Here is a 23,588-nt window from a genome sequence, read left to right as displayed (position 1 = left end):
CGAGGGCCGGCCGGCGTCCCAGGAGTGACATGCCCCGCGGGGGTGTGCGGAAGAAGGGACCGGCATGACTGTCGTACGCACGCCTGCGCGGCTGCTCGCCGCGGCCGCACTGGCCGCCGGACTGATCTGCACGGCGGGCGCCTGCGGCACGGAGGACACCGCGAACTCCGCCGAGGCGCAGCCGGTCTGGGAGGAACCCGCCGCCTACACCTACACGCTGACGTCGAGCGAGGGTGAACGGTCCCTCATCGGCACCTTCCGGATCACGGTCCGGGACGGCAAGGTCACCGAGGCGGTCGGCCTCGACGACAGCGCGCGCCGGTTCGTCGCGCGCACGCCGGACCAAGTGCCCACTCTGGGCGCCCTGTTGGACGAGCTGGCACAGGCCCGGCGCGACGACGCGGACACCGCCGAGGCCGAGTACGCGACCGACGGACACCCCGAGCGCATCTACCTGGACTGGGACGGCGACGCCCTGGACGACGAGGCCCGGTACGTCGTCGAGGCGTACGAACCGGCCTAGCCGCTCGTGCCCCGCAGCTGCCGGACGGTTCCGCCGATGCGGGGACGGGCTTCCTTGAGGAGAGGTTCCTTGGCGCTGACGGCCCAGCGGGTGCCGACGAGGTAGGTGCCGCCGTACACGGAGGCCGCGTCCAGCCAGGTCAGCTTGAGCCGCTCCTCGGGGAAGGTCGTGATGAGGTAGTCGCCCTTGGCGCTGTGGCAGGTCCCTTCGCGCAGTTCCTCCGCCTCCGTGCGGATCTTGACCTCGCAGCCGATCAGGCCAGCGATGACCTCGACCTTCGCCGGGGCCACGACCCCGGCCGACGGAGCCGCCGTCACGACGGTGTCGGCGGCGGCCTTCCGCGCGTCGTCCTCCTCGCCCCCGCCGCAGCCCGCGGTCAGGGGGAAAAGGGCCAGGCATCCGACGGCTGCCGCCGTGCGCAGCAGAGGTGAGGGGGACCGGGGCACGTGCCTCTCCGTTCCGGGCGGGGGGATCCGACGTCCAGAGGTACGGGAGAGCCGCCGAGGCCGTTCAGCGGACGCTCATGGCGCTGAGCAGCTGGAGCGAGGAGGCCGTCTGCGAATGCGGCTCGACGTTGTAGACGCACAGGGTCTGGTCGGTGTCGCCGGGCGGTTCGAAGGACTCGTAGGAGAAGTGGAGTTCGCCGACGAGGGGGTGGTGGTAGTGCTTGGTGCCGTGGGTGCGGTGGAGCACCCGGTGGTCGTTCCACCAGCCACTGAACTCGGGGCACTTCAGGGTGAGTTCCCCGACGAGGTCGGCCAACTGCCGGTCCTGCGGGTACCGTCCGGCCTCCAGGCGCAGCACGGCGACCGTGTCGGTGGCGATCTGCTCCCAGTCGCCGACGCGCGATCGGGCCTCGGGGTCCAGGAGGTAGTAGCGGGCCAGGTTGCGGCGGGTCGCGGGGAGCGCCTCGAAGTCGGTGAGGACCTCGCGGGCGAGGCGGTTGGCGGCCAGGACGTCGGTGCGGCGGCCCAGGACGAACGCGGGCACGTGGTCGAGGGTCTGGAGCATCAGGTGCAGGCCCGGCCTGACCCGCTGCGGGGCGACCGGCGCACGGCGCGGCGCGGACGGGCGGGCCAGCAGGTCGGTGAGGTGCTCCCGCTCGGAGAGGTCGAGCTGAAGGGCGCGGGCGAGGGCCTCGACGACCTCGGGTGAGGGGTTCTGGGCGCGGCCCTGTTCGAGGCGGGTGTAGTACTCGGTGCTCACCCCGGCCAGGCGGGCCGCCTCGTCGCGGCGCAGTCCGGGGACCCGGCGGGCCCGGCCGTCCTCGGGCAGCCCGGCCCGGTCGGGGGTGAGGCGGGCCCTGCGGGAGCGCAGGAAGTCGGCGAGTTCTCTGCCACGTTCGTCCATGCCCTCCAGTCTGACGAAGGCGGACGGGGCCCGTCCCGGCGTGGGTGGTCCTGCCAGTACCTGCCTCGCGGATACCTGCCCGGTCAGGGCACTTTCCGGCGCCCCGCGGGGGCTCGGCGGGCGGTTGTCTGGATGAGGGCCGCACCGGCCCCCTTCACCACTCCTCACTTCTCACTACTTGCTCCGGAAGGCATGCATCATGACCATCTCCGCACTCCCCCTCTCCGGCCGTGTCGCGGTCGTCACCGGCGCCTCCAGCGGCATCGGTGAGGCCTCCGCCGAGCATCTGGCGTCGCTGGGCGCCCGGGTCGCCGTACTGGCGCGTCGATCCGAGCGGCTGGACGACCTGGTCGCCCGGATCGAGAAGAACGGCGGCCAGGCCCTCGCCCTCGCGGTGGACGTCACCGACTCGGCGGCGGTCCAGACGGCGGCCGACCGCGTGGCGGCCGAACTCGGGGGCGCCGACCTGCTGTTCAACAACGCCGGCGTCATGCTCCCCGCACCCGTCGAGGAGTTGGCCACGGACCAGTGGCGGCAGCAGATCGACCTCAACGTCAACGGGCTGATGAACGCCATCGCGGCCTTCACCCCGCAGTTGGTGGCGTCCGCCGCCGAGCGCGGCGTGGCCGACCTGATCAACACCTCGTCGATCGCGGCCCAGAACATCTTCCCCACCTTCGCCGTCTACTCGGCGACGAAGGCGTACGTCAGCCATCTCTCCCGGCATCTGCGGACGGAACTGGGCGCGAAGAACGTCCGTGTCTCGGCGCTGGAGCCCGGCATCGTCGGCACCGAGCTCCAGGGCCATGTCACCGACGAGGGCGCCCGCGCCTGGCTGGACGGTGCCCGGGAGTCGATGGAGTGGCTCGTCCCGCAGGACATCGCCGAGACCGTCGGGTTCATCGCCTCGCTGCCGCCGCGGGTGAACGTCCAGCAGGTCACGGTCATGCCGACGGGCCAGGCGAACTGATCGCCACGGCGTCGGCCACCGGAGGCGGCGGCGGAGGGATTGGCGGGGGGCGTCGGCAGGGGGCTCGGCAAGGGGCGTTGGCTCAATGTTGTGCACTTTATTGACGGCAGTAACCTGAGGGCCTAATTTCGCGGTGTCCTTCCCCCTCATGGGAGACCGCTCCTGTGAGAGACGCCCCCAAGGGAGACCGCGATGCCCTCGTCCCCCGTCGCCGCACCGCCCACGGCCTCCGAACGGACCCGCCAGCTGCGCCGAGTGGCCCTCTCCGGGCTGCTCGGCACCGCTGTGGAGTTCTACGACTTCCTCGTCTACGGAACCGTCGCCGCGCTCGTCTTCGGCGAACTGTTCTTCCCGGGCGCCGATCCCGCCGTAGGCACGATCGCCGCCTTCGGCACCTTCGCCGCCGGTTATGTCGCCCGACCGCTCGGCGGCGTCCTCTTCGGCCACTTCGGCGACCGGCTCGGCCGCAAGTCCATGCTGCTGCTCACGATGGGCCTGATGGGCGGCGCCAGTTTCCTCATCGGCCTGCTGCCCACGTACGAGACCATCGGCGTGTGGGCACCGGTGCTGCTGATCGCCCTGCGCGTGATCCAGGGCATCGCGATCGGCGGCGAGTGGGGCGGCGCCACCCTGATGGTCGTCGAGCACGCGGGCGAGCGGCGCCGCGGACTGTGGTCCAGCTTCACGCAGATGGGAGCCCCGCTCGGTTCCCTGCTGTCGACGGCCGTCGTGGCGTACGTCGTGACGTTGCCGAAGGACGAGTTCGCGGCCTGGGGCTGGCGGCTGCCGTTCCTGCTGAGCGTCGTCCTGCTCGGCGTCGGCATGTTCGTCCGGCTGAAGGTGGTGGAGAGCCCGCTGTTCGCCGAGGTGAAGAAGGACAGTGCCGCGTCGCCGCTGCCGATCCTCGACGTGCTGCGCAACCCGCGCCCCGTGCTGCTGGCCTGCTGCGTCGGCATCGGCGCCTTCACCGCCCAGTCGCTGCTGACCAGCTACATGATCGCGTACGCCACCGGCATCGGGTACGCCCGTCCGCAGGTGCTGGACGCCCTCACGGTCTCCGCCTGTGTCGCCCTCGTGGTACTGCCGTGCGCCTCCGCGCTCTCCGACCGGATCGGCCGCCGCCCGGTGGTCCTCGCCGGCGCCGTCACCTCGGCGGCGCTCGCCTTCCCGGTCATGGCGCTGGTCGACTCGAAGTCGCCCGGGCTGCTGATCCTGGCCGTGGTCCTCGGCCACGGCATCGCCCAGTCCACGATGTACGGCCCGCTCGGCGCCCTGCTCACCGAGATGTTCGGCACCAAGGTCCGCTACACCGGCGCCTCGCTCGGCTACCAGGGCGCCACCCTCATCGGCGCCGGCTTCTCCCCCATGATCGCCGGAAGCCTGGTCGCCGGCAGCGAAAGCAGCACGCCCGTCGCCCTGCTGCTGTGCGGCGGCGCCGCGATCACCGCGCTCACCGTGTGCTTCGTCCGCGAGACCCACCGCACGACCCTCACCGAGCCCACCGCACAGCCCACCACCCCCCACACGGAGGAGATCTCCGCATGACGACCCGTACCCGCACGGCGTCCGCGCTCGCACTCCTGCTCGCCGTCGCCGCCCTGCCCGCCACGGCAGCGGCGGCCACGCCGGAGACCAGCCATCTGGAGGGTCAACTCCCCTCAGGCGCCGCGTACATGATGGACGTCCCCGCGTCCTGGAACGGCACCGTCCTGCTCTTCAGCCACGGCTACACCCCTGGCCCCGCCAACCCCGCCCGCAGCGCGACCGACGACACCACCAAGGCCCTCCTGCTCGGCCAGGGCTACGCCCTCATCGGCTCCTCCTACGCCACCACCGGCTGGGCGGTCACGGACGCGGTGCCCGACCAACTGGCCACGCTCTCCGTCTTCACCGACCACTTCGGCGCGGCCCGGCGCACCATCGCCTGGGGCCAGTCGTACGGCGGCCTCGTCACCACCGCCATCGCGGAACGGCACCCCGGCCGCATCGACGGCTCGCTCTCCCTGTGCGGCCTCGTCCACGGCGGGGTCGCCAACTGGAACAACACCCTCGACCCGGTGTTCGCCCTCAAGGCCCTGCTCGCGCCGGACGCCGACATCCCCCTGGCCGGCCTCCCCGACCAGGCGACCGCCACGAACGCGGCCAACGCCCTGAGCGGCGCCGTGGACGCGGCGCAGACGACGGCCCAGGGCCGGGCCCGCATCGCCCTCGCCGCGGCCCTGCACAACATCCCCGGCTGGAACCAGCCGACCCAGCCGCGTCCGGCGGAAAGCGACTGGGACACACGCCAGGCCAACCAATACACGGCGGTCAAGGGCCTGTTGAAGACCGCCGCCTTCAACTGGCGGCAGGAGGCGGAGACCCGGGCGGGCGGCAACATGTCCTGGAACACGGGGGTCGACTACGCGCGGCTGCTCGGCAGGTCGTCGGTGCGCAAGGAGGTCACCGAGCTCTACAAGAAGGCCGGGCTGTCCCTGAAGTCGGACCTCGCCACCCTCAACCGGGCCCCGCGCGTCAGCGCCGACCCGAACGCCGTGGCCTGGATGGCCGCCACCAGTTCCTTCACCGGCCGCCTCACCAAGCCGCAGCTCTCGGTGCACACCACCGGCGACGCCCTCGTCCCGGTCCAGACCGAGAGCGCCCTCAAGCGCGCGGTGACCGCCGCCGGGGCGCCGCGCCTGCTGCGCCAGGCGTACGTGGACAACGCCGGGCACTGCACGTTCAGCCCGGCCGAGCAACTCGGCGCCCTGCACACGCTGGAGGACCGCATCGGCGCCGGCCAGTGGCCCGCCACGGACGCCGCGTCCCTCAACTCCCGTGCCACAGCGGCCGATTCGACGACCCCGGCCCGCTTTGTGACCTACCGCCCGGCGCCGTACCCGCGGCCGTACGACCTCGCGCACCCGGCCGACGGTCGGTAGGCCAAGCGACGGGCCAAGCGAGAGATCAGTCGACGGGGAGGGCCGGGCACCCCTCGTCGGTCCCGTCGGCGTGCCATCCGCTGCCGTCGGTCACCTCGACGGTGACCGCGGCGGCGGACGGGGCGGTGACCCGGTGGGCGCCCGCGGCCGTGCAGATCACCTGCCTGGTCGCGGCGCGGTTCAACGGGCCGGTGCCGAGAGGCAGTCGCAGGGTGATGCGGTCGCCGCGCACATCGGCGCCGGGGACGTCCGTCGGCGTCTGCCATGGCAGGTCGGTGGGCGCGCCCGTCGGTGTCTGCTGTTGCGGGTCGGTGGGCGACGGCGTCCGCCTCTCGGGCTCGGCGGCGGAGGGTGCCTGCGTGGGCTCGGCCGGCCGCCCCCGGATCTCGGTGGTCAGCCGCTTTCCCGCTTCCCCGGGCGTCGGCCCCCGCAGCAGCAGCCGCACCGCCTCCCCGGGGTTCCCGGGCCACGCGGTCGTACGCGGGACGGCGACGAGCGTGCCGTCGTGGACGAAGTAGAGCGGTGTGACCGGCGTGATCCCGCTCGCGGGTTCACCGGCCTCCACCACTCCGGTCGTGGGAATGTCGCAGGAGGCGAGCGCGAGCAGCGCCGGCACCGCGAGCAGCGTGAGGCGGTGTCGGGCCTTCATGACGGGTGCTCCTCGGTCGACTCGTCCCGCCGCAACGGGAGTTCCACGGTGAAGAGGGCGCCGCCGTCGGGATGGTTCGCCGCGCGGACGGTGCCGCCGTGGAGGCGGACGTTCTCGGCGGTGATCGCCAGGCCGAGGCCGCTGCCCTCGGAGCGGCTTCTGGCGGTGTCGGACTTGTAGAACCGCTCGAAGACATGCGGCAGGACGTCGTCCGGGATGCCGGGACCGCTGTCGCGCACCCCGATGACGGCCGCGCGCGCGTCGGAGCCGTGCACCTCCAGGCGCACGCCCACCGGTGCGGCGCCGTGTCGGAGAGCGTTGCCGACCAGGTTGGCGACGACCACGTCGAGCCGGCGCGGGTCCACCCGTCCGCGGGCCGCGTCGGGTGGCGGCAGCTCCGCGTTCACCGTGTCCGACCAGCCGCGGGCGGCGAGCGTGCGCCGTATGGACTCGGCGAGGTCGATCTCGTCCAGGTGCAGCACCGCGGCTCCGGCGTCGAACCGGGACATCTCCATCAAGTCGTCGACGAGCCGGGCGAGTTTGAGGGTCTCCTCGCTGATCAGCCGGACGGCGGTGGCCGTGTCCGGGTCCAGCCGGGCGGCGTCCTCGTCCAGGACGTCGGTGACGGCGGACATGGCGGCGAGCGGGGTGCGCAGCTCGTGCGAGACGTCCGCGGCGAAGCGTCGGGCTCGCGCCTCCATCTCGCGCAGCTCGGCCACCGAGGTCTCCAGCGCGGCGGCCGTCTCGTTGAACGCGTGGGAGAGCTCGGCGAGTTCGTCGGAACCGTTGACGTCGAGCCGGGTGTCGAGGCGGCCCTCGGCCATCCGCCGGGTGGCGTGCCGCAGCGCCCGCACCGGCACGAGCACGCCGCGGGCGGCGAACAGCGCGAGCACCACGGCGAGGGCCAGGGCCGGCACCATGGCCCGCTCGACGGCGCTGACCAGGGCGTCGACATAGGCCTGTTCCGTGGTCTGCGGGACGACCAGGAACACCCGGACGCCGGAGGCCAGCCGGGATCCGTCCGGCTCGCCGAAGGTGACCGACATGCCGACGACGAGGGAGGTACGGCCGCCTTCGTTCACCCGCTGGAAGACGGTGGCCCGGCTGGAGGCGACGGCCGTACGGACGGCGGGCGTCAGCTCGGCGAAGGTGTCACCGGGCACGGAGGAGGCGCTCAGCTCCCGGTAGGTCACGAGCACCCGCCAGCTCCCGGACGTGTCGGCCGCCGCGACGTCCGTGGCGAACCGCCGGAGCGTCGACTCGCCCGGAGGGTAGGGGAGTTCGGGGGCCCGCTCGCTCAACCGTGCCCGCAGCTGGCCGATCACGGCGTCCTGGCTCTGCTGGAGGACTCCGATCCGGGCCTCCCGGAAGGTCAGCGCGCCGGTCGTGGCGGCGGCGACACCGGCGACGAGCCCGAAGGCGACGACGAGACGGGCGCGCAGCCCGCGGAGCCTGCGGGGCTTCACGGGGCCGCGAAACGGTAGCCGAAACCGCGGACGGTGTGGATGTACCGGGGGGCGCGGGGTGGTTCGGCCATCTTCGTGCGCAGCCGCTTGACGCAGGCGTCGACCAGGCGGGCGTCACCGTGGAAGTCGTGCTCCCAGACCGCCTCCAGCAGTTGCTGCCGACTGAACACCTGGCCCGGTGAGGCGGAGAGGGTGAGCAGCAGCCGCAGTTCGGAGGGGGCGAGCGAGATCGATTCGCCACCGAGGCTGACGGTCAACCCGGCCCGGTCGACGGTCAGTTCACCGTAGGTGTCGATCTTCGGCAGTCCCGTACCGGCGGGCGGGCCGCCGGCGCGGCGCAGGACGGCACGGATGCGGGCGTCGAGGACCCTGGCGGTCACGGGTTTGACGACGTAGTCGTCGGCTCCCGCCTCCAGGCCGATGACGATGTCGACCTCGTCGCCGCGGGCCGTGGCCATGATGATCGGCAGCGCCTGGTCGACGGCCCGGATGCCACGGCAGACGTCGAGTCCGGGCATGCCGGGCAGCATCAGGTCGAGGACCACGATGTCCGGCCGGAACGACCGCAGTTGCGCCAGCCCGTCCTCCCCCGTCGCGGCGGCGGACACGTCATGGCTCTGGCGACGCAGCGCCAGGGCGACGCCCTCACGGACGGCACGGTCGTCTTCGATCAACAGCACACGTGGCATGGGCTCAGTATCCACAGAGGCATCACCAGCACGGGAGTTACCCCTTCGTTATCATCTGGGCCAGGTCTGATCACATGGCGATCACAACGTGTGTGACCGTGACCAAGCACAAGCGAGAACCCCGGCGCGACAGGGGCAAACTCACCGTCGGCCTCGCCGCGTTGACCATCCTCGGGGCCGTCGGCTGCACGGTGGTGGCCTGGCCGCCGTCGGACGAGAAGGGGAAGCCGGCCCAAGGCGCCGTGGCGGAACCGACCTCACGTCCGTCACCCACGCCGACCAGGACTCCCAGCGAGACGCCCGCACCCCGAACGCCGTCCCCGAGCCCCACGAAGTCCGCCACCCTCCCCCGGCAGGGCCCCGGAACCTATGTCACCGCACCCGGCGGGAGCGCGAAGTCGGGCAGGGGTACGGCGTTTCGCTACCGGGTCGAGGTCGAGAAGAACATCGACCTGTCCGCCGAGGAGACCGCCCGGGAGGTGGACCGCATCCTCGGCGACCCCCGCGGCTGGACGGCCGACGGGCACTCGGCGTTCCAGCGGGTCGCCGACGGCCCCACCGACTTCGTCGTCCGCCTCGCCACCCCCGCGACCGTCGACGCGGTCTGTGGGCGAAGCGGCCTGGACACCGGCGCTCGCTACAACTGCTCCGCGAACGACGTCGTCATGGTCAACCTGGACCGCTGGGTCCTGGCAACCCCCGTCTACGCCAAGGACGTCACCGCCTACCGCGCGCTGATCATCAACCACGAGGTGGGCCACTTCCTCCACCACGGCCATGTCACCTGCCCGGGCAAGGGCGAACCGGCCCCGGCGATGATGCAGCAGATCAAGGGCATGCACGGCTGTGTCCCCAACGTCTGGCCGTACGACACCGAGGGCCGGCTCATCACCGGCCCCGCCGTCCCCTGACGCGGCGGTGCTGTGGTCCGGCGCTGTCGACCGGTCGACGGCGCACGTGACCTCACCTTCGGCCGAAGCCGGCCTACCCCCGTCCGGCGAGCCCCGGCAGACTGGGGCCTCGGCCCACCTGTTCCCACCCTGCCCCATCGTCCCCGGGGAGACTTCGGTGTTCAGAGCTCGCCGTACCACCCTCAGACGCTCACGCCTGTCCGCCTCGGCGCTGGGCCTGCTGGTCCTGGCTGCCCTGGGAGCGTCCGGCACCGCCACCACAGCGGTCGCCGTACCGTCCGCCACTTCGGTGACCGGCGCGACCTCGGCCGTCGCGTCCCTGGACATCGCCGGGACGTCCTGGTCCGTGGACGGGCGCACCGGGAAGCTGCGGGTACTCGCCGACTCCACGGTCTCGGACGCGGACCTGGCCAGACTGCGCTCCGCCACCGGCCGGTTCACCGGCGCCGCCACCCTCGAACGGCTCGACGGCCGACTGCGCACGCTCCTGTCCGGCGGTGACGGCATCTACACCTCCGCGTGGCGCTGCTCGGCGGGCGTCAACGTCCAGAGCGGCACCACGTACTACTTCATCACCGCCGGCCACTGCACCGACGGCGCGTCCACCTGGTACACCAGCTCCGCGCTGACCACGCCGGTCGGCCCGACCGTCGTCACCAGCTTCCCCGGCGACGACTTCGGTGCCGTCCGCTACTCCAACACGGGCGTGCCGCACCCCGGCACCATCGGTACCGTCGACATCACCGGCACCGCGACCGCGTACGTCGGCCAGAGCGTCTGCCGCCGGGGAGCGACCACCGGCGTCCGCTGCGGCCGGGTCACGGGCCTCAACGCGACCGTCAACTACGGGAGCGGTGAGATCGTCTACGGTCTGATCCAGACCAACATCTGCGCCGAGCCCGGAGACAGCGGCGGCCCGCTCTACGCCGGCGACAAGGTCATCGGCATCCTCTCCGGCGGCTCCGGCAATTGCACCTCGGGCGGGACCACCTACTACCAGCCGATCCAGGAAGCCCTGAACGCCTACGGGTTGTCCGTCTACTGAGCCAGGACCCGCCACTCCGGGTGCCCCGGCCACGGACCTGCCGTGACCGGGGCCCGGGATCAGCCGACGCGGCCTGTGCCGGGTGCCGCTAGTTCCGGTAGCGGAACACGATCCGGCCGCGGGTCAGGTCGTACGGCGGGAGTTCCACCAGCACCCGGTCCTCCAGCATGATCTTGATGTAGTTCTTGCGGATCTTCCCGCTGATGTGCGCGAGCACCTGGTGGCCGTTCTCCAGTTCCACGGTGAACATGGCGCTGCGCAGACACTCCACGACCCGGCCCTCGACCTCGATGACGTTCTTGTGCTTCGTCATCGCACCAGCTCCAGGTTGCTGCTCAGCCGCCGGGCGCCGACGCCCTCGAAGAGTGCCGAGGCCGCCCGGTTGGACTCCTGGACCTCGGTGAAGGCCGTGGTGTGCCCGGCCAGGTGCTGTGTCTCCAGCGCGTGGGCCAGCAGCGCCCGTGCGATGCCGCGGCGCCGCTCACCGGCCCGGACCGCGAGCAGTCCGATGCGCGGCCGGATCGGCACCACGACCCGGATCAGCCCCAGATAGCGCTCCGGCGTCGCGGCCACCGCGTACTTCGAAGGGTCGACGACGGTGTCCCCTTCGGGGAACGGGATCACCTCCGCCGGCATCGACTGCCAGCCGACGCTCGCCTCGACCTCGGCACGGATCGCCCGGTCCACCGCCCGCAGCAGACCCTCGTCCGCCTGGCCGGCGGGCACGATCGTCACACCGGGCGGCGGCAGGACGGCGTCCAGCCCGGTGACCCGTGGGTCGGTCGGTACGGCGTACTCCCACTCGCGGCGCCGGACGGTGAACCCGGCCCGCTGCCAGGCTGCCGTCAGCTCGACGTCGGCTTCGTCCACGACCGTGTGCAGCGGCGCGGGCAGGTCCGCCAGGAGCACCTCGGCGAGCCGGTCGAAGGCGGCGTCGTGCCAGGCGTCGATGCTGACGAACAGGCGTCCGTCGGGCCGGTGTCGGGCGTGGCCGCGGCCGACCACCAGGTCGTCGTCCAGTGCGTGCCACTGGCCGTACGCGACGCGGGTGACCGTCACCGCGTTCTGATGCAGGCCAGGGACGGAAGGTTGTGTGTTCATCGGAGTCTCCCTCCAGGAGTGCCTCGATCTCAGGCGCTCCTGGCGACACCGAACGTCAGCCGCCGGACCGTGACGGGTTGAGGGAGCACCCACGGGTAACTGTGTTCACGGGGCTCACCTCCAGATGACGTCTGCACGGTCCACCGTGAACGTAGCAGCGTGCCGCCGCCGTGCTCAAAGCCTTTTTCGTGAACGCGCGTCACGCTCCCGCGAGGAAGGTGAGGCGCACCTTGCGCTGCGGGTTGTCCTTGTTCGTGTCGACCAGGCACACCGACTGCCAGGTCCCCAGTTCCAGCCGTCCGTCGATCACCGGCAGCGTCGCGTGCGGCGGTACGAAGGCCGGGAGGACGTGGTCGCGGCCGTGGCCGGGGCTGCCGTGGCGGTGCTGCCAGCGGTCGTCGGCGGGCAGGAGCGTGTGCAGGGCGGCGAGGAGGTCGTCGTCGCTGCCGGCGCCGGTCTCGATGATCGCGATGCCCGCGGTGGCGTGCGGGACGAAGATGTTGAGGAGGCCGTCGCGGCCGTCGGCGGCCTCGCGCAGGAAGCCCTCGCAGTCGCCGGTGAGGTCGACGACGCGCTCGGCCGATCCGGAGGAGATGTTCAGAACTCGGGTGGTGAACGCAGCTGACATGCGTCCATCCTCGCCCATGCGACGGGCCGCGCGGGTGAGCTGCCGCCCGCCCTTCGATACGGCGGGTCCATTCCGCGAGACGCCATTGACCATGGCCACGCCATCTGGCTACGTTCGGCCGCATGTTGCGTTCAGCCCTGCTCACCACGCGCGGTCACATCGACCTGCTGCGGGTGGCCTCCGCCGCGTGTCGCCGCGGCTGCTGACGCCCTTCTCCCCTCTTCTCCCACCCGCGCCGCCCCCTGCCCGTACGCGTTCCTGACGCGGCGGCGTTCCGGCGCATCCCGCTCTCCCCCTCCGTGGAGCACCCATGAGCATCAGCCATGCCCCACCCAGCGCTTCCGAGCCGGATATTTCCGGTATAACCGGCAAGAAGGCCCCGCTCGATCTCGAACCCCTCGTCCCCACCTCCTCCCGCCGCACCCGTGTCCCGCGCTGGCTGCGCCGCACGACCGGACCGGTGGTGCTGCTCCTGCTGTGGCAAGTCCTCAGCGCCACCGGCGTGTTGACCTCCGACGTGCTGGCCTCGCCGGGCCGTATCGCCGAGGTCGGCAGCGATCTGATCGCCGACGGTTCGCTGGCCTCCGCCATGGGCACCTCGCTCCAGCGCGTCGCGGCGGGGCTGCTGTTCGGCACCCTCGTCGGCACCGGACTCGCCCTGGTCTCGGGCCTGTTCAGGATCGGCGAGGATCTGGTGGACGCCCCCGTCCAGATGCTGCGGACCGTGCCGTTCGTCGGTCTGATCCCGCTGTTCATCATCTGGTTCGGTATCGGCGAGGCACCGAAGGTCGCCATCATCACGCTCGGCGTGACCTTCCCGCTCTACCTCAACGTCTACGCCGGCATCCGTGGCGTGGACTCCCAACTCATCGAGGCCGGTGATTCGTTGGGGCTGTCCCGGTGGGGCCTTGTGCGTCATGTCGTGCTGCCGGGCGCACTCCCCGGCGCGCTGACCGGCCTGCGCTACTCCCTCGGCATCGCCTGGCTGGCGCTGGTCTTCGCCGAGCAGGTCAACGCGGACTCCGGGATCGGGTTCCTCATGGTGCAGGCACGGGACTTCCTGCGGACCGACGTGATCGTGGTCTGCCTGATCGTCTACGCCTTCCTCGGCCTGCTGGCCGACTTCGTCGTCCGCTCCCTCGAAAGGCTGCTGCTGCAATGGCGACCGACATTCACCGGCCGGTGACCGCGCAGTCGGCGGTACGCGTCGAGGGGCTGACCCGCTCCTTCGACGGCCGTGCCGTCATCGACGACCTCCAACTCGACGTCCGGCAGGGCGAGTTCGTGGCCCTGCTCGGCCTCAGCGGCTGCGGCAAGTCCACCCTGCTGCGCATCCTCGCCGGTCTCGACCGGGACATCGAGGGCACCGTCCTGGTGCCGCGCCGCAAGGCGGTCGCGTTCCAGGCGCCCCGGCTGATGCCGTGGAAGAAGGTGTGGCGCAACGTCGTCCTGGGCCTGCCCGGCAAGCCCGGACGCGGTGTCGCCGACCAGGCACTGGAGGAGGTGGGCCTCGGCCATCGGGCGGACGCCTGGCCCAAGACCCTCTCCGGCGGTGAGGCCCAACGCGCCTCCCTGGCACGGGCGTTGGTGCGCGAGCCCGATCTCCTGCTGCTGGACGAGCCGTTCGGCGCCCTCGACGCCCTCACCCGGATCAAGGCCCAGCGTCTGGTCGGCGAGTTGTGGCAGCGGCGCGGCTGCGCGGTCCTGCTCGTGACGCACGACGTCGAGGAGGCGGTCCTGCTCGCCGACCGCGTCCTGGTGATGGACGGCGGGGTCATCGCCCACGAGCAGCACATCGACCTCGCCCGTCCCCGCGACATCACCGACCCGCGCTTCGCCGAGCTCCGCGCCGGCCTGCTGGAACGGCTCGGCGTCGACACCGCCGCCGAAGCCGCCTGAACCACCGTCCCCACCTCATGAACGGAACCGTCATGCGACGACGCCTCGCCCCCGCCGCCCTGCTCCTTCCCCTCGCCCTCCTGCTCACCGCGTGCGGCGGCAGCGCGACCGCAGGCACCGGCTCCGACACCGACGGCCAGGGCTCGCTCACCCTCGACGTCGGTGACCAGAAGGGCGGTTCGGAGGCGATCCTGCGGGCCGCCGGAGAGCTCAAGAACCTCGATTACAAGATCAAGTGGTCCACCTTCACCTCGGGCCCACCGCTGTTGGAGGCCGTCAACGCCAAGGCCGTCGACATCGGCGGGGTCGGCAACACCCCACCGGTGTTCGCGGCGGGCGCCGGCTCGAAGATCACGGTGGTGTCCGCCTTCCACGGCACGTCCAAGGGCGACGCCATCCTCGTACCGAACGACTCGAAGCTGACCAAGCCCGCGCAGCTGAAGGGCAGGTCCATCGCCGTGGCGCAGGGTTCGTCCGCCAACTACCAGCTGGTCGCCTCGCTGAGGAAGGCCGGGCTGAGCCTCGGCGATGTGCACGTGAAGTATCTCCAGCCCGCCGACGCGCTCGCCGCGTTCACCTCCGGCAAGGTCGACGCGTGGGCGGTCTGGGACCCGTACACCTCGCAGGTGCTCCAGGCGAAGCAGGGGCGGATCCTGACCACCGGCGACGGGATCACCAACGGTCTGACCTTCCAGGTGGCGGCGCCCTCCGCGCTCCAGGACAAGGAGAAGGCCGCCGCCGTCAAGGACTATCTGGAGCGGCTGCGACGGGCCACGGCCTGGGTGTACGACCATCAGGAGGAGTGGGCCGAGGTCTGGGCGAAGGACACCGGGCTGCCCTACGAGGTCGCCCTGGCCTCGGTGCGGCGGACGAACGCCACCCGCATCTCGGTCGCGGTCGACAAGCCGCTGGTCGCCTCGGAGCAGGAGATCGCGGACACCTTCACCGAGCTGAAGCTGATCCCGAACAAGGTCGACTTCGGTGACTTCGTGGACCCGCGTTTCAACGGCGATCTGCCGCCGTCCACCACGGCGGCGCGCGGCGAGGGATAGCCAGGGAAGATCTACGCCCCCAGGGCCGTTGGTAGAAAGGTGAACAACACTGAGGTCGTCGTCATAGGCGCTGGTCAGGCAGGTCTCTCCAGCGCCTATCACCTGCGCCGAACCGGTTTCGAGCCCGGTCGCGACTTCGTCGTGCTGGACCACTCCCCCGGCCCGGGCGGCGCCTGGCAGTTCCGGTGGCCCTCACTGACGTACGGCAAGGTGCACGGAATGCACGCGCTGCCGGGGATGGAGCTCACCGGCGCCGACCCCGCGCGGCCGTCCTCCGAGGTGATCGCCGAGTACTTCGACAGCTACGAGCGCACCTTCGACCTGCGGGTGCGCCGCCCTGTCGATGTGCACGCGGTCCGGGAGGGCGAGGGCGGGCGGCTGCTCGTCGAGACCTCGGCCGGGACCTGGGCGACGCGGGCGCTGATCAACGCGACCGGCACCTGGGACCGGCCCTTCTGGCCGCGCTATCCCGGCCAGGAGACCTTCCGGGGACGGCAGTTGCACACCGCGCAGTACCCGGGGCCCGAGGAGTTCGCGGGGCTGCGGGTCGTGGTGGTGGGCGGGGGCGCCTCCGGCACCCAGCACCTCATGGAGATCGCCCCGTACGCGGCCGGCACCACCTGGGTGACCCGTCGGCCGCCCGTGTTCCGCGAGGGCCCCTTCACCGAGGACGTCGGCCGGGAGGCCGTGGCGATGGTCGAGGAGCGGGTGCGCCAGGGGCTGCCGCCGAAGAGCGTGGTGTCGGTGACCGGACTGCCGCTGAACGACGCGATCCGGCAAGCCCTCGCGGACGGCGTCCTGGACCGGCAGCCGATGTTCGACCGGATCACCCCGGAGGGGGTGGCCTGGGACGACGGGCGGCACGTCGACGCCGACGTCATCCTGTGGGCGACCGGGTTCCGGGCCTCCATCGACCATCTGGCGCCGCTGAAGCTGCGTGAGCCCGGCGGCGGCATCCGGGTCGAGGGGACGCGCGCGGTCGCCGACCCTCGGGTCCACCTGGTCGGCTACGGCCCCTCGGCCAGCACCATCGGCGCCAACCGGGCGGGGCGGGCGGCCGTGCGGGACATCAGGCGGCTGCTGACCGGGGAGCCGGTCGCCGCCTGACACCCCGGGACATCACTTCTCGGGCTGCGCGCTCTTCTTCTGGTTCGCATTGAACTCGGCCACGTTGCGCAGGTGTTCCGCGTAGTTGGCCGTGAAGCGGGTGTCCCCCGGCTTGACCGTCACGAAGTACAGCCAGTCGCCCGGAGCCGGCGTGATCGCGGCACGCATCGCGTCCTCGCCCGGGTTGTCGATCGGGGTCGGGGGCAGACCCATGCGCTGGTACGAGTTGTAGGGGCTGTCGATCCGGGTGTCGGCGTCGGACGTCTTCAGCGTGGCGCGGTTCAGCGCGTAGTTGATGGTGGAGTCCATCTGGAGCGGCATCCCGCGCTCCAGCCGGTTGAAGACGACCCGGGCCACCTTCCCCATGTCGGCCTTGGTGGCGGCCTCGGCCTGGACGATGCTCGCGATGGTCACCGCCTGGTACACGTTCATCGCGTTGCGCTGGGCGCCGGCGGCGATGGGCGCGCCGTTGAACTTCTTGTTCGCGGTGTCGACCATGAACGACAGCAGCGACTCCGGCGTGGACTTCTCGTCCAGCGGATACGTCGCCGGGAAGAGCCAGCCCTCCGGGTTGCCCTCGGCGTCGGTCGGAAGTTTCAGACTGGCCTTGGCGAGGGCCTTTCTGGTGGTGCCGGCCGGGCGGGCGAGGACCTTGTCGACGGCGTCGTACACCTGGCTGGAGCGCCAGCCCTCCGGGATCACCAGCGAGGTGGGCTTGGCGTCCTCGTCGCTCTGGAGGCTCAGCAGCGGCACCGCCACGGCGGTGCCGGCCACGACGGCCCCGGTCGCGATGAGGGCGAGTCGGCCCCGGCGCGTCAGTCGAATCGTGCTCCGTGGCGGAGTGTTCTGGTACATGCGGGCACGGTAGCGGTCATATCGCCACAAACCCGGCATATCTTCAGCTTGTCGGTTCCAGTTGAGCATCCCGGCGTAGGAGGGCGGCGTACCGTCCGTCCAGTTCCAGCAGTTCCTCGTGCGTGCCGCGTTCCGCGGTGCGGCCGGAGTCCAGGACCACGATCTGGTCGGCGCCCCGGACGGTGGACAGGCGGTGCGCGATGGTGAGCGTGGTGCGGTTGGCGGACAGCGCGTCGATGGCTTCCTGGACGGCCCGCTCGGTGCGGTTGTCCAGCGCGCTGGTCGCCTCGTCGAGGATCAGGACGGGCGGATCGCGCAGGATCGTCCGGGCGATGGCCAGCCGCTGCTTCTCGCCGCCCGAGAAACGGTGACCGCGCTCGCCGACGACGGTGTCGTAGCCGTCGGGCAGGTGCGCGATGTGGTCGTGGATCTGGGCCGCCTTCGCCGCCGCGTGCAGCTCGTCGTCGGTGGCGTCGGGCTTGGCGAAGCGCAGGTTGTCGGCGACCGAGGCGTGGAAGAGGTACGTCTCCTGGGAGACGACCCCGACCGCGCGGGCGAGCGTGTCGAAGTCGAGGTCGCGGACGTCGACGCCGTCGAGGGTGACCCGGCCGCCGGTCACGTCGTACAGGCGCGGCACCAGGTGGCCCAGCGTGGACTTGCCGGCGCCGGTCGGGCCGACGACCGCGAGGCTGCTGCCCGCCGGGACGGTGATGTCGACGCCGTCGAGCGTGGCGGCGCCCTTCCCGTCGTACCGGAACTCGACGTTCTCGAACCGGACCTCGCCCTTGACGGTGTCCAGGTGGACGGGGTTCTCCCGCTCGGTGATGTCTATCGGCAGGTCGAGGTACTCGAAGATGCGCTGGAACAGGGCGAGCGAGGCCTGTATCTGGACACCCGTGCCGAGCAGGCTGACCGCCGGGCGGAACAGGCCCTGCTGGAGCGAGACGAAGGCGACGATCGTGCCGATCGAGACGTCCGGGCCGCCCATCTGGAGGGCGAGGCCGGCGGTCCAGTAGATGACGGCGGGCATGGCCGCCATGACGATCGTGATGACGGCCATGCGCCAGCGCCCGGCCATGTTCGACCGCACCTCAAGATCGACCAGGCGCTCGGACTCCTCCGCGAAGGACTGCGTGAGCGAGTCGGAGCGGCCCATCGTGCGACCCAGGAGGATGCCGCTGACGGAGAGCGACTCGGTGACCGTGGCGGCCATCGCGGCCATCTGCTTCTGGCGCTGGGTGGTGATCTTCTTGCGTTCATTGCCGACCCGGCGGCTGATCCACACGAAGACGGGGAGCAGGAGCAGCGAGACGACGGTGAGGCGCCAGTCGAGGGCGACCATCGCGACGATCGTGGCGACGACGCTGGTGGCGTTGGAGACCAGGGAGGTCGCGGTGGAGGTGACGGTGGCCTGCATGCCGCCGATGTCGTTGGCGATGCGGGACTGGACCTCGCCGGTGCGCGTGCGGGTGAAGAACGCCAGCGACATGCGCTGGAGGCGGTCGTAGACGGCGGTGCGCAGGTCGTGCATGACGCGCTGGCCGACCGTCGTGGAGATCAGGGTCTGGAGGACGCCGAAGACGCTGGTCAGCACGGCGCTGAGGACCATGCCGAGGGCGAGGAGGCTGAGCAGGCCGGTCCGGCCCTCGGGGATCGCGACGTCCAGCGTCTCCTTCAGCATGAAGGGGGTGGCGACGGAGACCAGCGAGGCGGCGCCGACGAGCAGGCCGACGACGGCGAGACGGCTGCGGTAGGGGCGGAAGAGCTTCAGGATGCGGCGGACCTGCCGGGGCTGCTCCGGGGTGTCGGAGTCAGCGGGCGGCGTCCATTTGGGTGCGTTGTCGGGGTGCAATGGGCTCCTAGGGAGGCACGGGAAGACTGACTGACGGAGCGTAGCTCATTGTTACCTATACTCACAATGCACATAGTCCTGATATTGTTCCCGCATGACCACCCCCGATCCCGACAGTCTGCTCGCCGAGCAGCTGCTCCGGTTCACGCGGCGTGTGCACCGCATCCAGAAGCGGCACATAGGACAGAGCGGACTGGGCGTCACGCCCGCCCAGTCGCGGCTGCTGCGCACTCTCGCGCACTACGGCTCGCCGCCGCGCATGGCCGATCTGGCCGAGCACCTTGAGGTCGTCCCGCGCGCGGTGACGACGCTGGTCGACGGGCTGGAGGCGAGCGGAAAGGTGCGACGGGTGCCGGATCCGACGAACCGGCGGGCCATCCGGATCGAGCTCACGGACGACGGACGCAAGGCGCTGCGCGAGCTGCGGGGGGCACGGCGGTCGGCGGCGGCGGAGATCCTGGCGCCGCTGACAAAGGAGCAGCGGCGGACGCTCGGCGGATTGCTGGACACGCTGGTCGACGGGGACGTTCCCGAGGCGGGGAAGCGCTGTTGAGGGCATGAGAAAAGGGCCGCGGCTGATCGCCGCGGCCCTTTCGACAGTTGGGACTGAGGTCAACTGGCCTCGGTCACTGTCTCCTTGGTCTGCTGGGCGGGAACGTCTGCCCCCTCGATCCCCTCGGCGTCGTCGACCTTCTCGACCTCGCCGTCCAGCACCTTCTTCGCCTTCTCCAGATCCAGCGCCCCCTCCCACCGGGACACCGCGAAGACGGCGACGCAGTTGCCGAGCAGGTTCGTCACGACGCGCATCGAGTCCATGATCCGGTCCACGCCGAGCAGCAGCGCCACCGCACCGGCCGGGATCGCGCCCAGCGAGGACGCGGTCGCGGACAGGGCGAGGAAGGCCGAGCCGGGGATGCCGGCCATGCCCTTGCTGGTGAGCATCAGCACCAGGACCACGGTGATCTGCTGGCCGAGGCTGAGGTCGACGCCGACCGCCTGGGCGATGAAGAGTGTGCCGATGGAGAGGTAGAGCGAAGCACCGTCGAGGTTGAAGGAGTAGCCGGTCGGCAGTACCAGGCCCACGGCGTCGTCGCGGGCGCCCGCCTTGCGCAGCTTCTGCATCACACGCGGCATGACGGACTCGGTGGACGCGGTGCCGAGCGCGAGCAGCATCTCGGCGCGGATGTAGCGCAGGAACTTCCAGAGGCTGAGCCCGGTGACCAGGCGCAGGGCGACGGCGAGGAGCGCGATGAAGAGCGCGGCGGCCACGTAGCACAGGATGATCAGCTTGGCGTAGGTCTCGATGACCCCGAGCCCGTACTGGCCGATGAGGACGGCCATCGCGCCGAACACCGCGATCGGGGCGAGCCGCATGATGAAGCCGACGACCGCGAAGATGATCTCCTGGGCCTGCTCGACGGCGGGCAGCACCTTGGGCACCTTGGTGTGGCCGAGGTGGAGCAGCGCGGCGCCCACCAGGCAGGCCAGGATGAGCACCTGGAGGAGCTCGTTCTCGGCGAACGCGCCGATGAAACTGGTCGGGATCGCGTTGACGATGAACTCGGTCGTCGAGGGCAGCGAGCCACCGCCCGTCTTCGCGTCGACCGCCGAGGCGTCCAGCGTCGACGGGTCGACGTGCATGCCGGAGCCCGGCTGGACGACGTTGGCGGCGAGCAGGCCGATGACCAGCGCGAGCGTGCTCGCCACCTCGAACCAGATCAGGGCCTTGAGCCCGATCCGGCCGAACGCCTTGAGGTCACCGGCCTTGGCGATCCCGACGACGACCACGCAGAACACGAGCGGGGAGATGATCGTCTTGATGAGCCGGGTGAAGCCGTCACCGAGCGGCTGGAGGTCGGCGGCGAAGTCGGGCCAGAGCTTTCCGACAACGATGCCAAGGATCAGCGCACAGAGGACCTGTGCGAAGAGAGAGCTACGCAGTATGCGTGCGACGCGTCGCGGCAGGGACGGGACGGACGGCGGCACGGGCACTCCTTTTGGGGACGTTGGCACGCAGAAGCCACTGGGGGAAACTTCTGCGATACGGAAAGCGGCTTCCGTGTCGATCACTGTGACCGCGCCGTTGATCTCCCACAAGACCGCCGCGTTTCAGCCGCGTAAATCACGCCGTGAGTGACGCATCGCACACAACTCCCCTCAGCAGCCCGCGCGGTCCTCGGTGAGCACCCCCTGAACGGCGGTCAGGGAACGGTCGTAGCAGCCGCCGGGCCCGTACAGCCGGTAGCGCTCGCTCGTCGTGCCGACCGCGTGCCGCTGGTCGCGCGGGACGTTGAGGGTCCAGGTGGCGTCGCCGGTGTAGGTGTCGTCGAGGCGGTGCCGCAGACGTCCGTCGGTGAGGACCGAGGCCCGGTCCCCGAGCGTCAGCACGGTCCGCAGCCGGTCGTCCGCGCCGATCGTCGTGGTCGTGGTGCCGTCCATGGTGTACGTCCGCTGCGTGCGCGTCGTGTGCGCGGGGCCGCGCCCGTCGACCGTGACCGACTCGGTGTCCGTCCAGGTCGCGTCGAGTCCGTCGAGGTTCTCGCCCTCGGTCCAGCGGTGCGTGGAGGTGGTCGCCAGCGACCGGCGGACGGTGGTGGTCACGCGGCCGTGCGAGGTGTCGACGTATCCGGCGACGGTGAGCCGATGGGCGCCCTCGGTGTCCAGTCGGTGCTCCGAACCCGGCGTGTACACCGAGGAGTTGGTGAGGTCTCCGACGGTGTGCGTGGTGAGCCCGCCGGTGACGTGGGCGCTCTTCGCGTCCTGCCAGACGGCGATGTTCACGGGCGCGCTCCAGCCGCTCTGCCCTTCGGGAACGCCGACGACGTCCACCTGCACGCGGTGCGGCTCGCCGTCGTTGAGAAGGCCGGCGAACGGCGTCAGGTCGTATTCGATCGGCTTGACGTCGAAGGCGCGCGGTCCCGGAATCACGTACCAGAGGAAGGGGTTGGACCAGCCGCCGGTCCACACGTGCGGGAACGGGGCGGCGATTCCGGCGAGTTGGCCGTCGACCCTGATCTGCACCTCGCGGTAGGGGCCGCCCGTCGCCTTGCAGGAGTAGGGCGCCTCGTCGGGCACCGTCAGATACCAGTACTCCTCACAACCGCCGCCGGAGCCGGTGGCGTACACCTCGGCGACGATGCGTTCGCTGTTGCGCGGGGTGGTGACGGTGCCGTCGGTGAGGGGAAGGACCCGGTCGGGGGTCTTCGTCGGGTCCGGCCTGCCGACGTAGAACGTCAGCGTGACCTTGACGTCGATGACACCGGTGTAGGTGTCGTCGACGACGTTGCCGATGAGCATCTCGACGTCCTGGGCGGAGCGGAAGGTGTCGCCGTAGCGCGTGACATCCTTCTCCACCGACCACTCGATCCCGTCGGGCGACGGCTCCGGAGTCGACGTACGGAAGATCTCGACCCCGCCGACGCTCAGATGGCCGAGCCGGTCGTACTGACGGCCCTTCACCTTGCCGTCCATCCGCAGGACCACCTTGCTCCAGCGGTCGCCGCAGCCGTCAGGCGGTGTGTAACTCCCCTTGTACGGGGTGAAGTCGCGGAACTGGGCTTCCGCGAGGGTGACTTGGCAGGACTTGCCGGCGGGCTTGGTGACCGGGGGCGCCGCGGTGATCGGGTCGTGCCAGTCGCTGCCGAACTCGGCGGGCACGTCGGCGGCTTGGACCGGCGCCGCTCCCAGGAGGGTGCTCGCGAGGAGGGTCGCTCCGGCGAGCATGGACATGATGAGCCGTCTCTTCATGGCCGGTGTTCTACGGCGAGTCGGGCACCCCGCGCAATGACGCCTCCGGCGCCGGTACTAGCCCGCCAGGTCGGCCTTGTCCCCCATCACCACCACAGGGTGCCGGTCCGGGTCGAGCGAGCGCAGGAGGTACTCCATCGCGGACCTGGACAGGCTGACGCAGGCCGACGTACCGCTACCGTGGTCCATGTGCAGCCAGATGCCGCCGCCCTTGTGCTCGCCCTCGGGGCGTGTCGGGTCGTTTGGCGGGGTGCCCTTGACGCGGTTGTAGTCGATGGCGATGACGTAGTCGAAGTCGTGCCAGTGCGACTTCGCCCACCAGCGCGGGGCCACGAAGGCGGCGGACCGCGTGTACGGGAGTCGTGAACCGGGGTCCTTCAGGACGCCGCCCGCGTCGGTGAGCGTGAACACGCCCACGGGGCTGCGCTTGTCGCCCTCGTGGTGATCGGTCGTCCAGCCCTTCTTGCCGTTGTGCGCGGGCCAGTCGCGGACGCGGTGCCACGCGGAGCCCCGCTTCACGTAGAGCACGACCGTGGAATCCGGTGAGTCCTCGCCGTCGCCGTAGACCGCGACGACCTGGCGAGCCTCCGCGGGGATGCGGCGCTGGAGGCGGTCGCCGACGTCGGGGATGCCGGTCGGGGCCGCCGTCGTAACCCTGGCCTGGGGTTTTGTCGGGGGGTCGGCGTCCGGTGAACCCGCACAGGCGGCCAGGGTCAGTACCAGGGCGCCACAGAGCATCGCACGCCGTACATCGATCGACACTCCGCCATGGTCGCACCGGGGCGCACCCGGACGCGCGGAAAACCGGTTGCCCTCGACCACG

The 23,588-nt window shown here is 71.1% G+C and carries 25 protein-coding genes; 12 read left to right on the top strand and 13 right to left on the bottom strand.

All coding sequences use genetic code 11. The features are described from left to right. Positions 1 to 64 precede the first annotated feature (64 nt). Positions 65 to 523: a DUF6174 domain-containing protein gene (locus tag OG866_RS38245; RefSeq protein ID WP_329341932.1), complete on the top strand. Its 459-nt coding sequence runs from the start codon at positions 65 to 67 to the stop codon at positions 521 to 523. On the opposite strand, the gene OG866_RS38240 is transcribed toward OG866_RS38245, so the two are convergent. After that, a complete protein-coding gene (locus tag OG866_RS38240; RefSeq protein ID WP_329341931.1) occupies positions 520 to 969 on the bottom strand; it encodes a hypothetical protein in 450 nt (149 codons plus the stop codon). The genes OG866_RS38245 and OG866_RS38240 overlap by 4 nt on opposite strands. A 64-nt stretch (positions 970 to 1,033) precedes the next feature. Further along, on the bottom strand, positions 1,034 to 1,873 hold the full coding sequence (locus tag OG866_RS38235; RefSeq protein ID WP_329341929.1) for a helix-turn-helix transcriptional regulator: 840 nt from the start codon (positions 1,871 to 1,873) through the stop codon (positions 1,034 to 1,036). A gap of 199 nt (positions 1,874 to 2,072) precedes the next feature. Here OG866_RS38235 and OG866_RS38230 point away from each other — a divergent pair, with 199 nt between their 5' ends. The 3 genes from OG866_RS38230 (at position 2,073) to OG866_RS38220 (ending at position 5,764) form a co-directional block, all read left to right on the top strand. After that, complete coding sequence (locus OG866_RS38230) at positions 2,073 to 2,843, top strand: SDR family oxidoreductase (RefSeq protein ID WP_329341928.1); 771 nt, start codon at positions 2,073 to 2,075, stop codon at positions 2,841 to 2,843. Positions 2,844 to 3,035: 192 nt separating this feature from the next. Next, positions 3,036 to 4,388, top strand: coding sequence for an MFS transporter (locus tag OG866_RS38225; protein WP_329341926.1), 1,353 nt, complete (start codon positions 3,036 to 3,038; stop codon positions 4,386 to 4,388). Continuing rightward, positions 4,385 to 5,764, top strand: coding sequence for an alpha/beta hydrolase family protein (locus OG866_RS38220; RefSeq protein ID WP_329341924.1), 1,380 nt, complete (start codon positions 4,385 to 4,387; stop codon positions 5,762 to 5,764). The genes OG866_RS38225 and OG866_RS38220 overlap by 4 nt, the downstream gene beginning before the upstream one ends. Before the next feature lie 25 nt (positions 5,765 to 5,789). Here the strand turns inward: OG866_RS38220 and OG866_RS38215 are convergent, their stop codons facing one another. The 3 genes from OG866_RS38215 to OG866_RS38205 are packed head-to-tail and all read right to left on the bottom strand — an operon-like array spanning position 5,790 to position 8,568. Next, positions 5,790 to 6,413 (bottom strand): hypothetical protein, encoded by a 624-nt coding sequence (locus OG866_RS38215; protein WP_329341923.1) that lies wholly within the window; start codon positions 6,411 to 6,413, stop codon positions 5,790 to 5,792. After that, positions 6,410 to 7,879 carry a sensor histidine kinase gene (locus tag OG866_RS38210; protein ID WP_329341921.1) on the bottom strand — a complete coding sequence of 490 codons (1,470 nt, stop codon included), beginning with the start codon at positions 7,877 to 7,879 and terminating at the stop codon, positions 6,410 to 6,412. Before OG866_RS38210 ends, OG866_RS38215 begins: the two co-directional genes overlap by 4 nt. Next, a complete protein-coding gene (locus OG866_RS38205) occupies positions 7,876 to 8,568 on the bottom strand; it encodes a response regulator transcription factor (RefSeq protein WP_329341919.1) in 693 nt (230 codons plus the stop codon). Before OG866_RS38205 ends, OG866_RS38210 begins: the two co-directional genes overlap by 4 nt. A gap of 98 nt (positions 8,569 to 8,666) precedes the next feature. Between OG866_RS38205 and OG866_RS38200 the strand changes: the two genes are divergently transcribed. After that, positions 8,667 to 9,479, top strand: coding sequence for a DUF3152 domain-containing protein (locus tag OG866_RS38200; RefSeq protein ID WP_329341918.1), 813 nt, complete (start codon positions 8,667 to 8,669; stop codon positions 9,477 to 9,479). A 157-nt stretch (positions 9,480 to 9,636) separates the two neighbouring features. Then, complete coding sequence (locus OG866_RS38195) at positions 9,637 to 10,524, top strand: S1 family peptidase (protein WP_329341917.1); 888 nt, start codon at positions 9,637 to 9,639, stop codon at positions 10,522 to 10,524. A gap of 88 nt (positions 10,525 to 10,612) precedes the next feature. Here OG866_RS38195 and infA read toward each other — a convergent pair whose 3' ends face one another. The 3 genes from infA to OG866_RS38180 all read right to left on the bottom strand — a co-directional run bounded on the left by infA (position 10,613) and on the right by OG866_RS38180 (position 12,253). Continuing rightward, the gene (gene infA / locus OG866_RS38190) at positions 10,613 to 10,837 is read right to left on the bottom strand and encodes a translation initiation factor IF-1 (protein WP_123758744.1); all 225 of its coding nucleotides are present in this window, start codon (positions 10,835 to 10,837) and stop codon (positions 10,613 to 10,615) included. Next, positions 10,834 to 11,625, bottom strand: coding sequence for a GNAT family N-acetyltransferase (locus tag OG866_RS38185; protein ID WP_329341916.1), 792 nt, complete (start codon positions 11,623 to 11,625; stop codon positions 10,834 to 10,836). The genes infA and OG866_RS38185 overlap by 4 nt, the downstream gene beginning before the upstream one ends. Positions 11,626 to 11,824: 199 nt before the next feature. After that, positions 11,825 to 12,253: a YjbQ family protein gene (locus tag OG866_RS38180; RefSeq protein WP_329341915.1), complete on the bottom strand. Its 429-nt coding sequence runs from the start codon at positions 12,251 to 12,253 to the stop codon at positions 11,825 to 11,827. Positions 12,254 to 12,375: 122 nt separating this feature from the next. On the opposite strand from OG866_RS38180, the gene OG866_RS45305 reads away from it, so the two are divergent. The 5 genes from OG866_RS45305 (at position 12,376) to OG866_RS38160 (ending at position 16,311) form a co-directional block, all read left to right on the top strand. Next, complete coding sequence (locus tag OG866_RS45305; RefSeq protein ID WP_349817350.1) at positions 12,376 to 12,459, top strand: putative leader peptide; 84 nt, start codon at positions 12,376 to 12,378, stop codon at positions 12,457 to 12,459. A 104-nt stretch (positions 12,460 to 12,563) separates the two neighbouring features. Continuing rightward, the gene (locus tag OG866_RS38175) at positions 12,564 to 13,439 is read left to right on the top strand and encodes an ABC transporter permease (RefSeq protein WP_329341913.1); all 876 of its coding nucleotides are present in this window, start codon (positions 12,564 to 12,566) and stop codon (positions 13,437 to 13,439) included. Next, positions 13,412 to 14,152: an ABC transporter ATP-binding protein gene (locus OG866_RS38170; protein WP_329341912.1), complete on the top strand. Its 741-nt coding sequence runs from the start codon at positions 13,412 to 13,414 to the stop codon at positions 14,150 to 14,152. Before OG866_RS38175 ends, OG866_RS38170 begins: the two co-directional genes overlap by 28 nt. A 32-nt stretch (positions 14,153 to 14,184) precedes the next feature. After that, positions 14,185 to 15,204 (top strand): ABC transporter substrate-binding protein, encoded by a 1,020-nt coding sequence (locus OG866_RS38165; protein ID WP_329344490.1) that lies wholly within the window; start codon positions 14,185 to 14,187, stop codon positions 15,202 to 15,204. Between the two features lie 39 nt (positions 15,205 to 15,243). Next, a complete protein-coding gene (locus OG866_RS38160) occupies positions 15,244 to 16,311 on the top strand; it encodes an NAD(P)-binding domain-containing protein (RefSeq protein ID WP_329341910.1) in 1,068 nt (355 codons plus the stop codon). A 12-nt stretch (positions 16,312 to 16,323) separates the two neighbouring features. Here the strand turns inward: OG866_RS38160 and mltG are convergent, their stop codons facing one another. Both mltG and OG866_RS38150 read right to left on the bottom strand, forming a co-directional pair. Beyond that, complete coding sequence (gene mltG / locus OG866_RS38155) at positions 16,324 to 17,166, bottom strand: endolytic transglycosylase MltG (protein WP_329341909.1); 843 nt, start codon at positions 17,164 to 17,166, stop codon at positions 16,324 to 16,326. 43 nt (positions 17,167 to 17,209) lie between these two features. Continuing rightward, positions 17,210 to 19,018 carry an ABC transporter ATP-binding protein gene (locus OG866_RS38150; RefSeq protein ID WP_329341908.1) on the bottom strand — a complete coding sequence of 603 codons (1,809 nt, stop codon included), beginning with the start codon at positions 19,016 to 19,018 and terminating at the stop codon, positions 17,210 to 17,212. A gap of 94 nt (positions 19,019 to 19,112) precedes the next feature. Here OG866_RS38150 and OG866_RS38145 point away from each other — a divergent pair, with 94 nt between their 5' ends. After that, a complete protein-coding gene (locus OG866_RS38145; RefSeq protein WP_329341906.1) occupies positions 19,113 to 19,571 on the top strand; it encodes a MarR family winged helix-turn-helix transcriptional regulator in 459 nt (152 codons plus the stop codon). A gap of 59 nt (positions 19,572 to 19,630) precedes the next feature. On the opposite strand, the gene OG866_RS38140 is transcribed toward OG866_RS38145, so the two are convergent. From OG866_RS38140 to OG866_RS38130, 3 genes are all read right to left on the bottom strand, one after another. Then, the gene (locus OG866_RS38140) at positions 19,631 to 21,004 is read right to left on the bottom strand and encodes a cation:dicarboxylate symporter family transporter (protein WP_329341905.1); all 1,374 of its coding nucleotides are present in this window, start codon (positions 21,002 to 21,004) and stop codon (positions 19,631 to 19,633) included. A 171-nt stretch (positions 21,005 to 21,175) separates the two neighbouring features. After that, on the bottom strand, positions 21,176 to 22,765 hold the full coding sequence (locus OG866_RS38135; RefSeq protein WP_329341904.1) for a peptide-N4-asparagine amidase: 1,590 nt from the start codon (positions 22,763 to 22,765) through the stop codon (positions 21,176 to 21,178). A 57-nt stretch (positions 22,766 to 22,822) separates the two neighbouring features. Beyond that, positions 22,823 to 23,503, bottom strand: a complete 681-nt coding sequence (locus OG866_RS38130; protein WP_329344489.1) for a hypothetical protein — start codon at positions 23,501 to 23,503, stop codon at positions 22,823 to 22,825. Between the last annotated feature and the right edge of the window lie 85 nt (positions 23,504 to 23,588).

The organism is Streptomyces sp. NBC_00663, from assembly GCF_036226885.1.
Taxonomy (GTDB): Bacteria; Actinomycetota; Actinomycetes; order Streptomycetales; family Streptomycetaceae; genus Streptomyces.
This window is presented reverse-complemented; position numbering and strand designations above follow the sequence as displayed.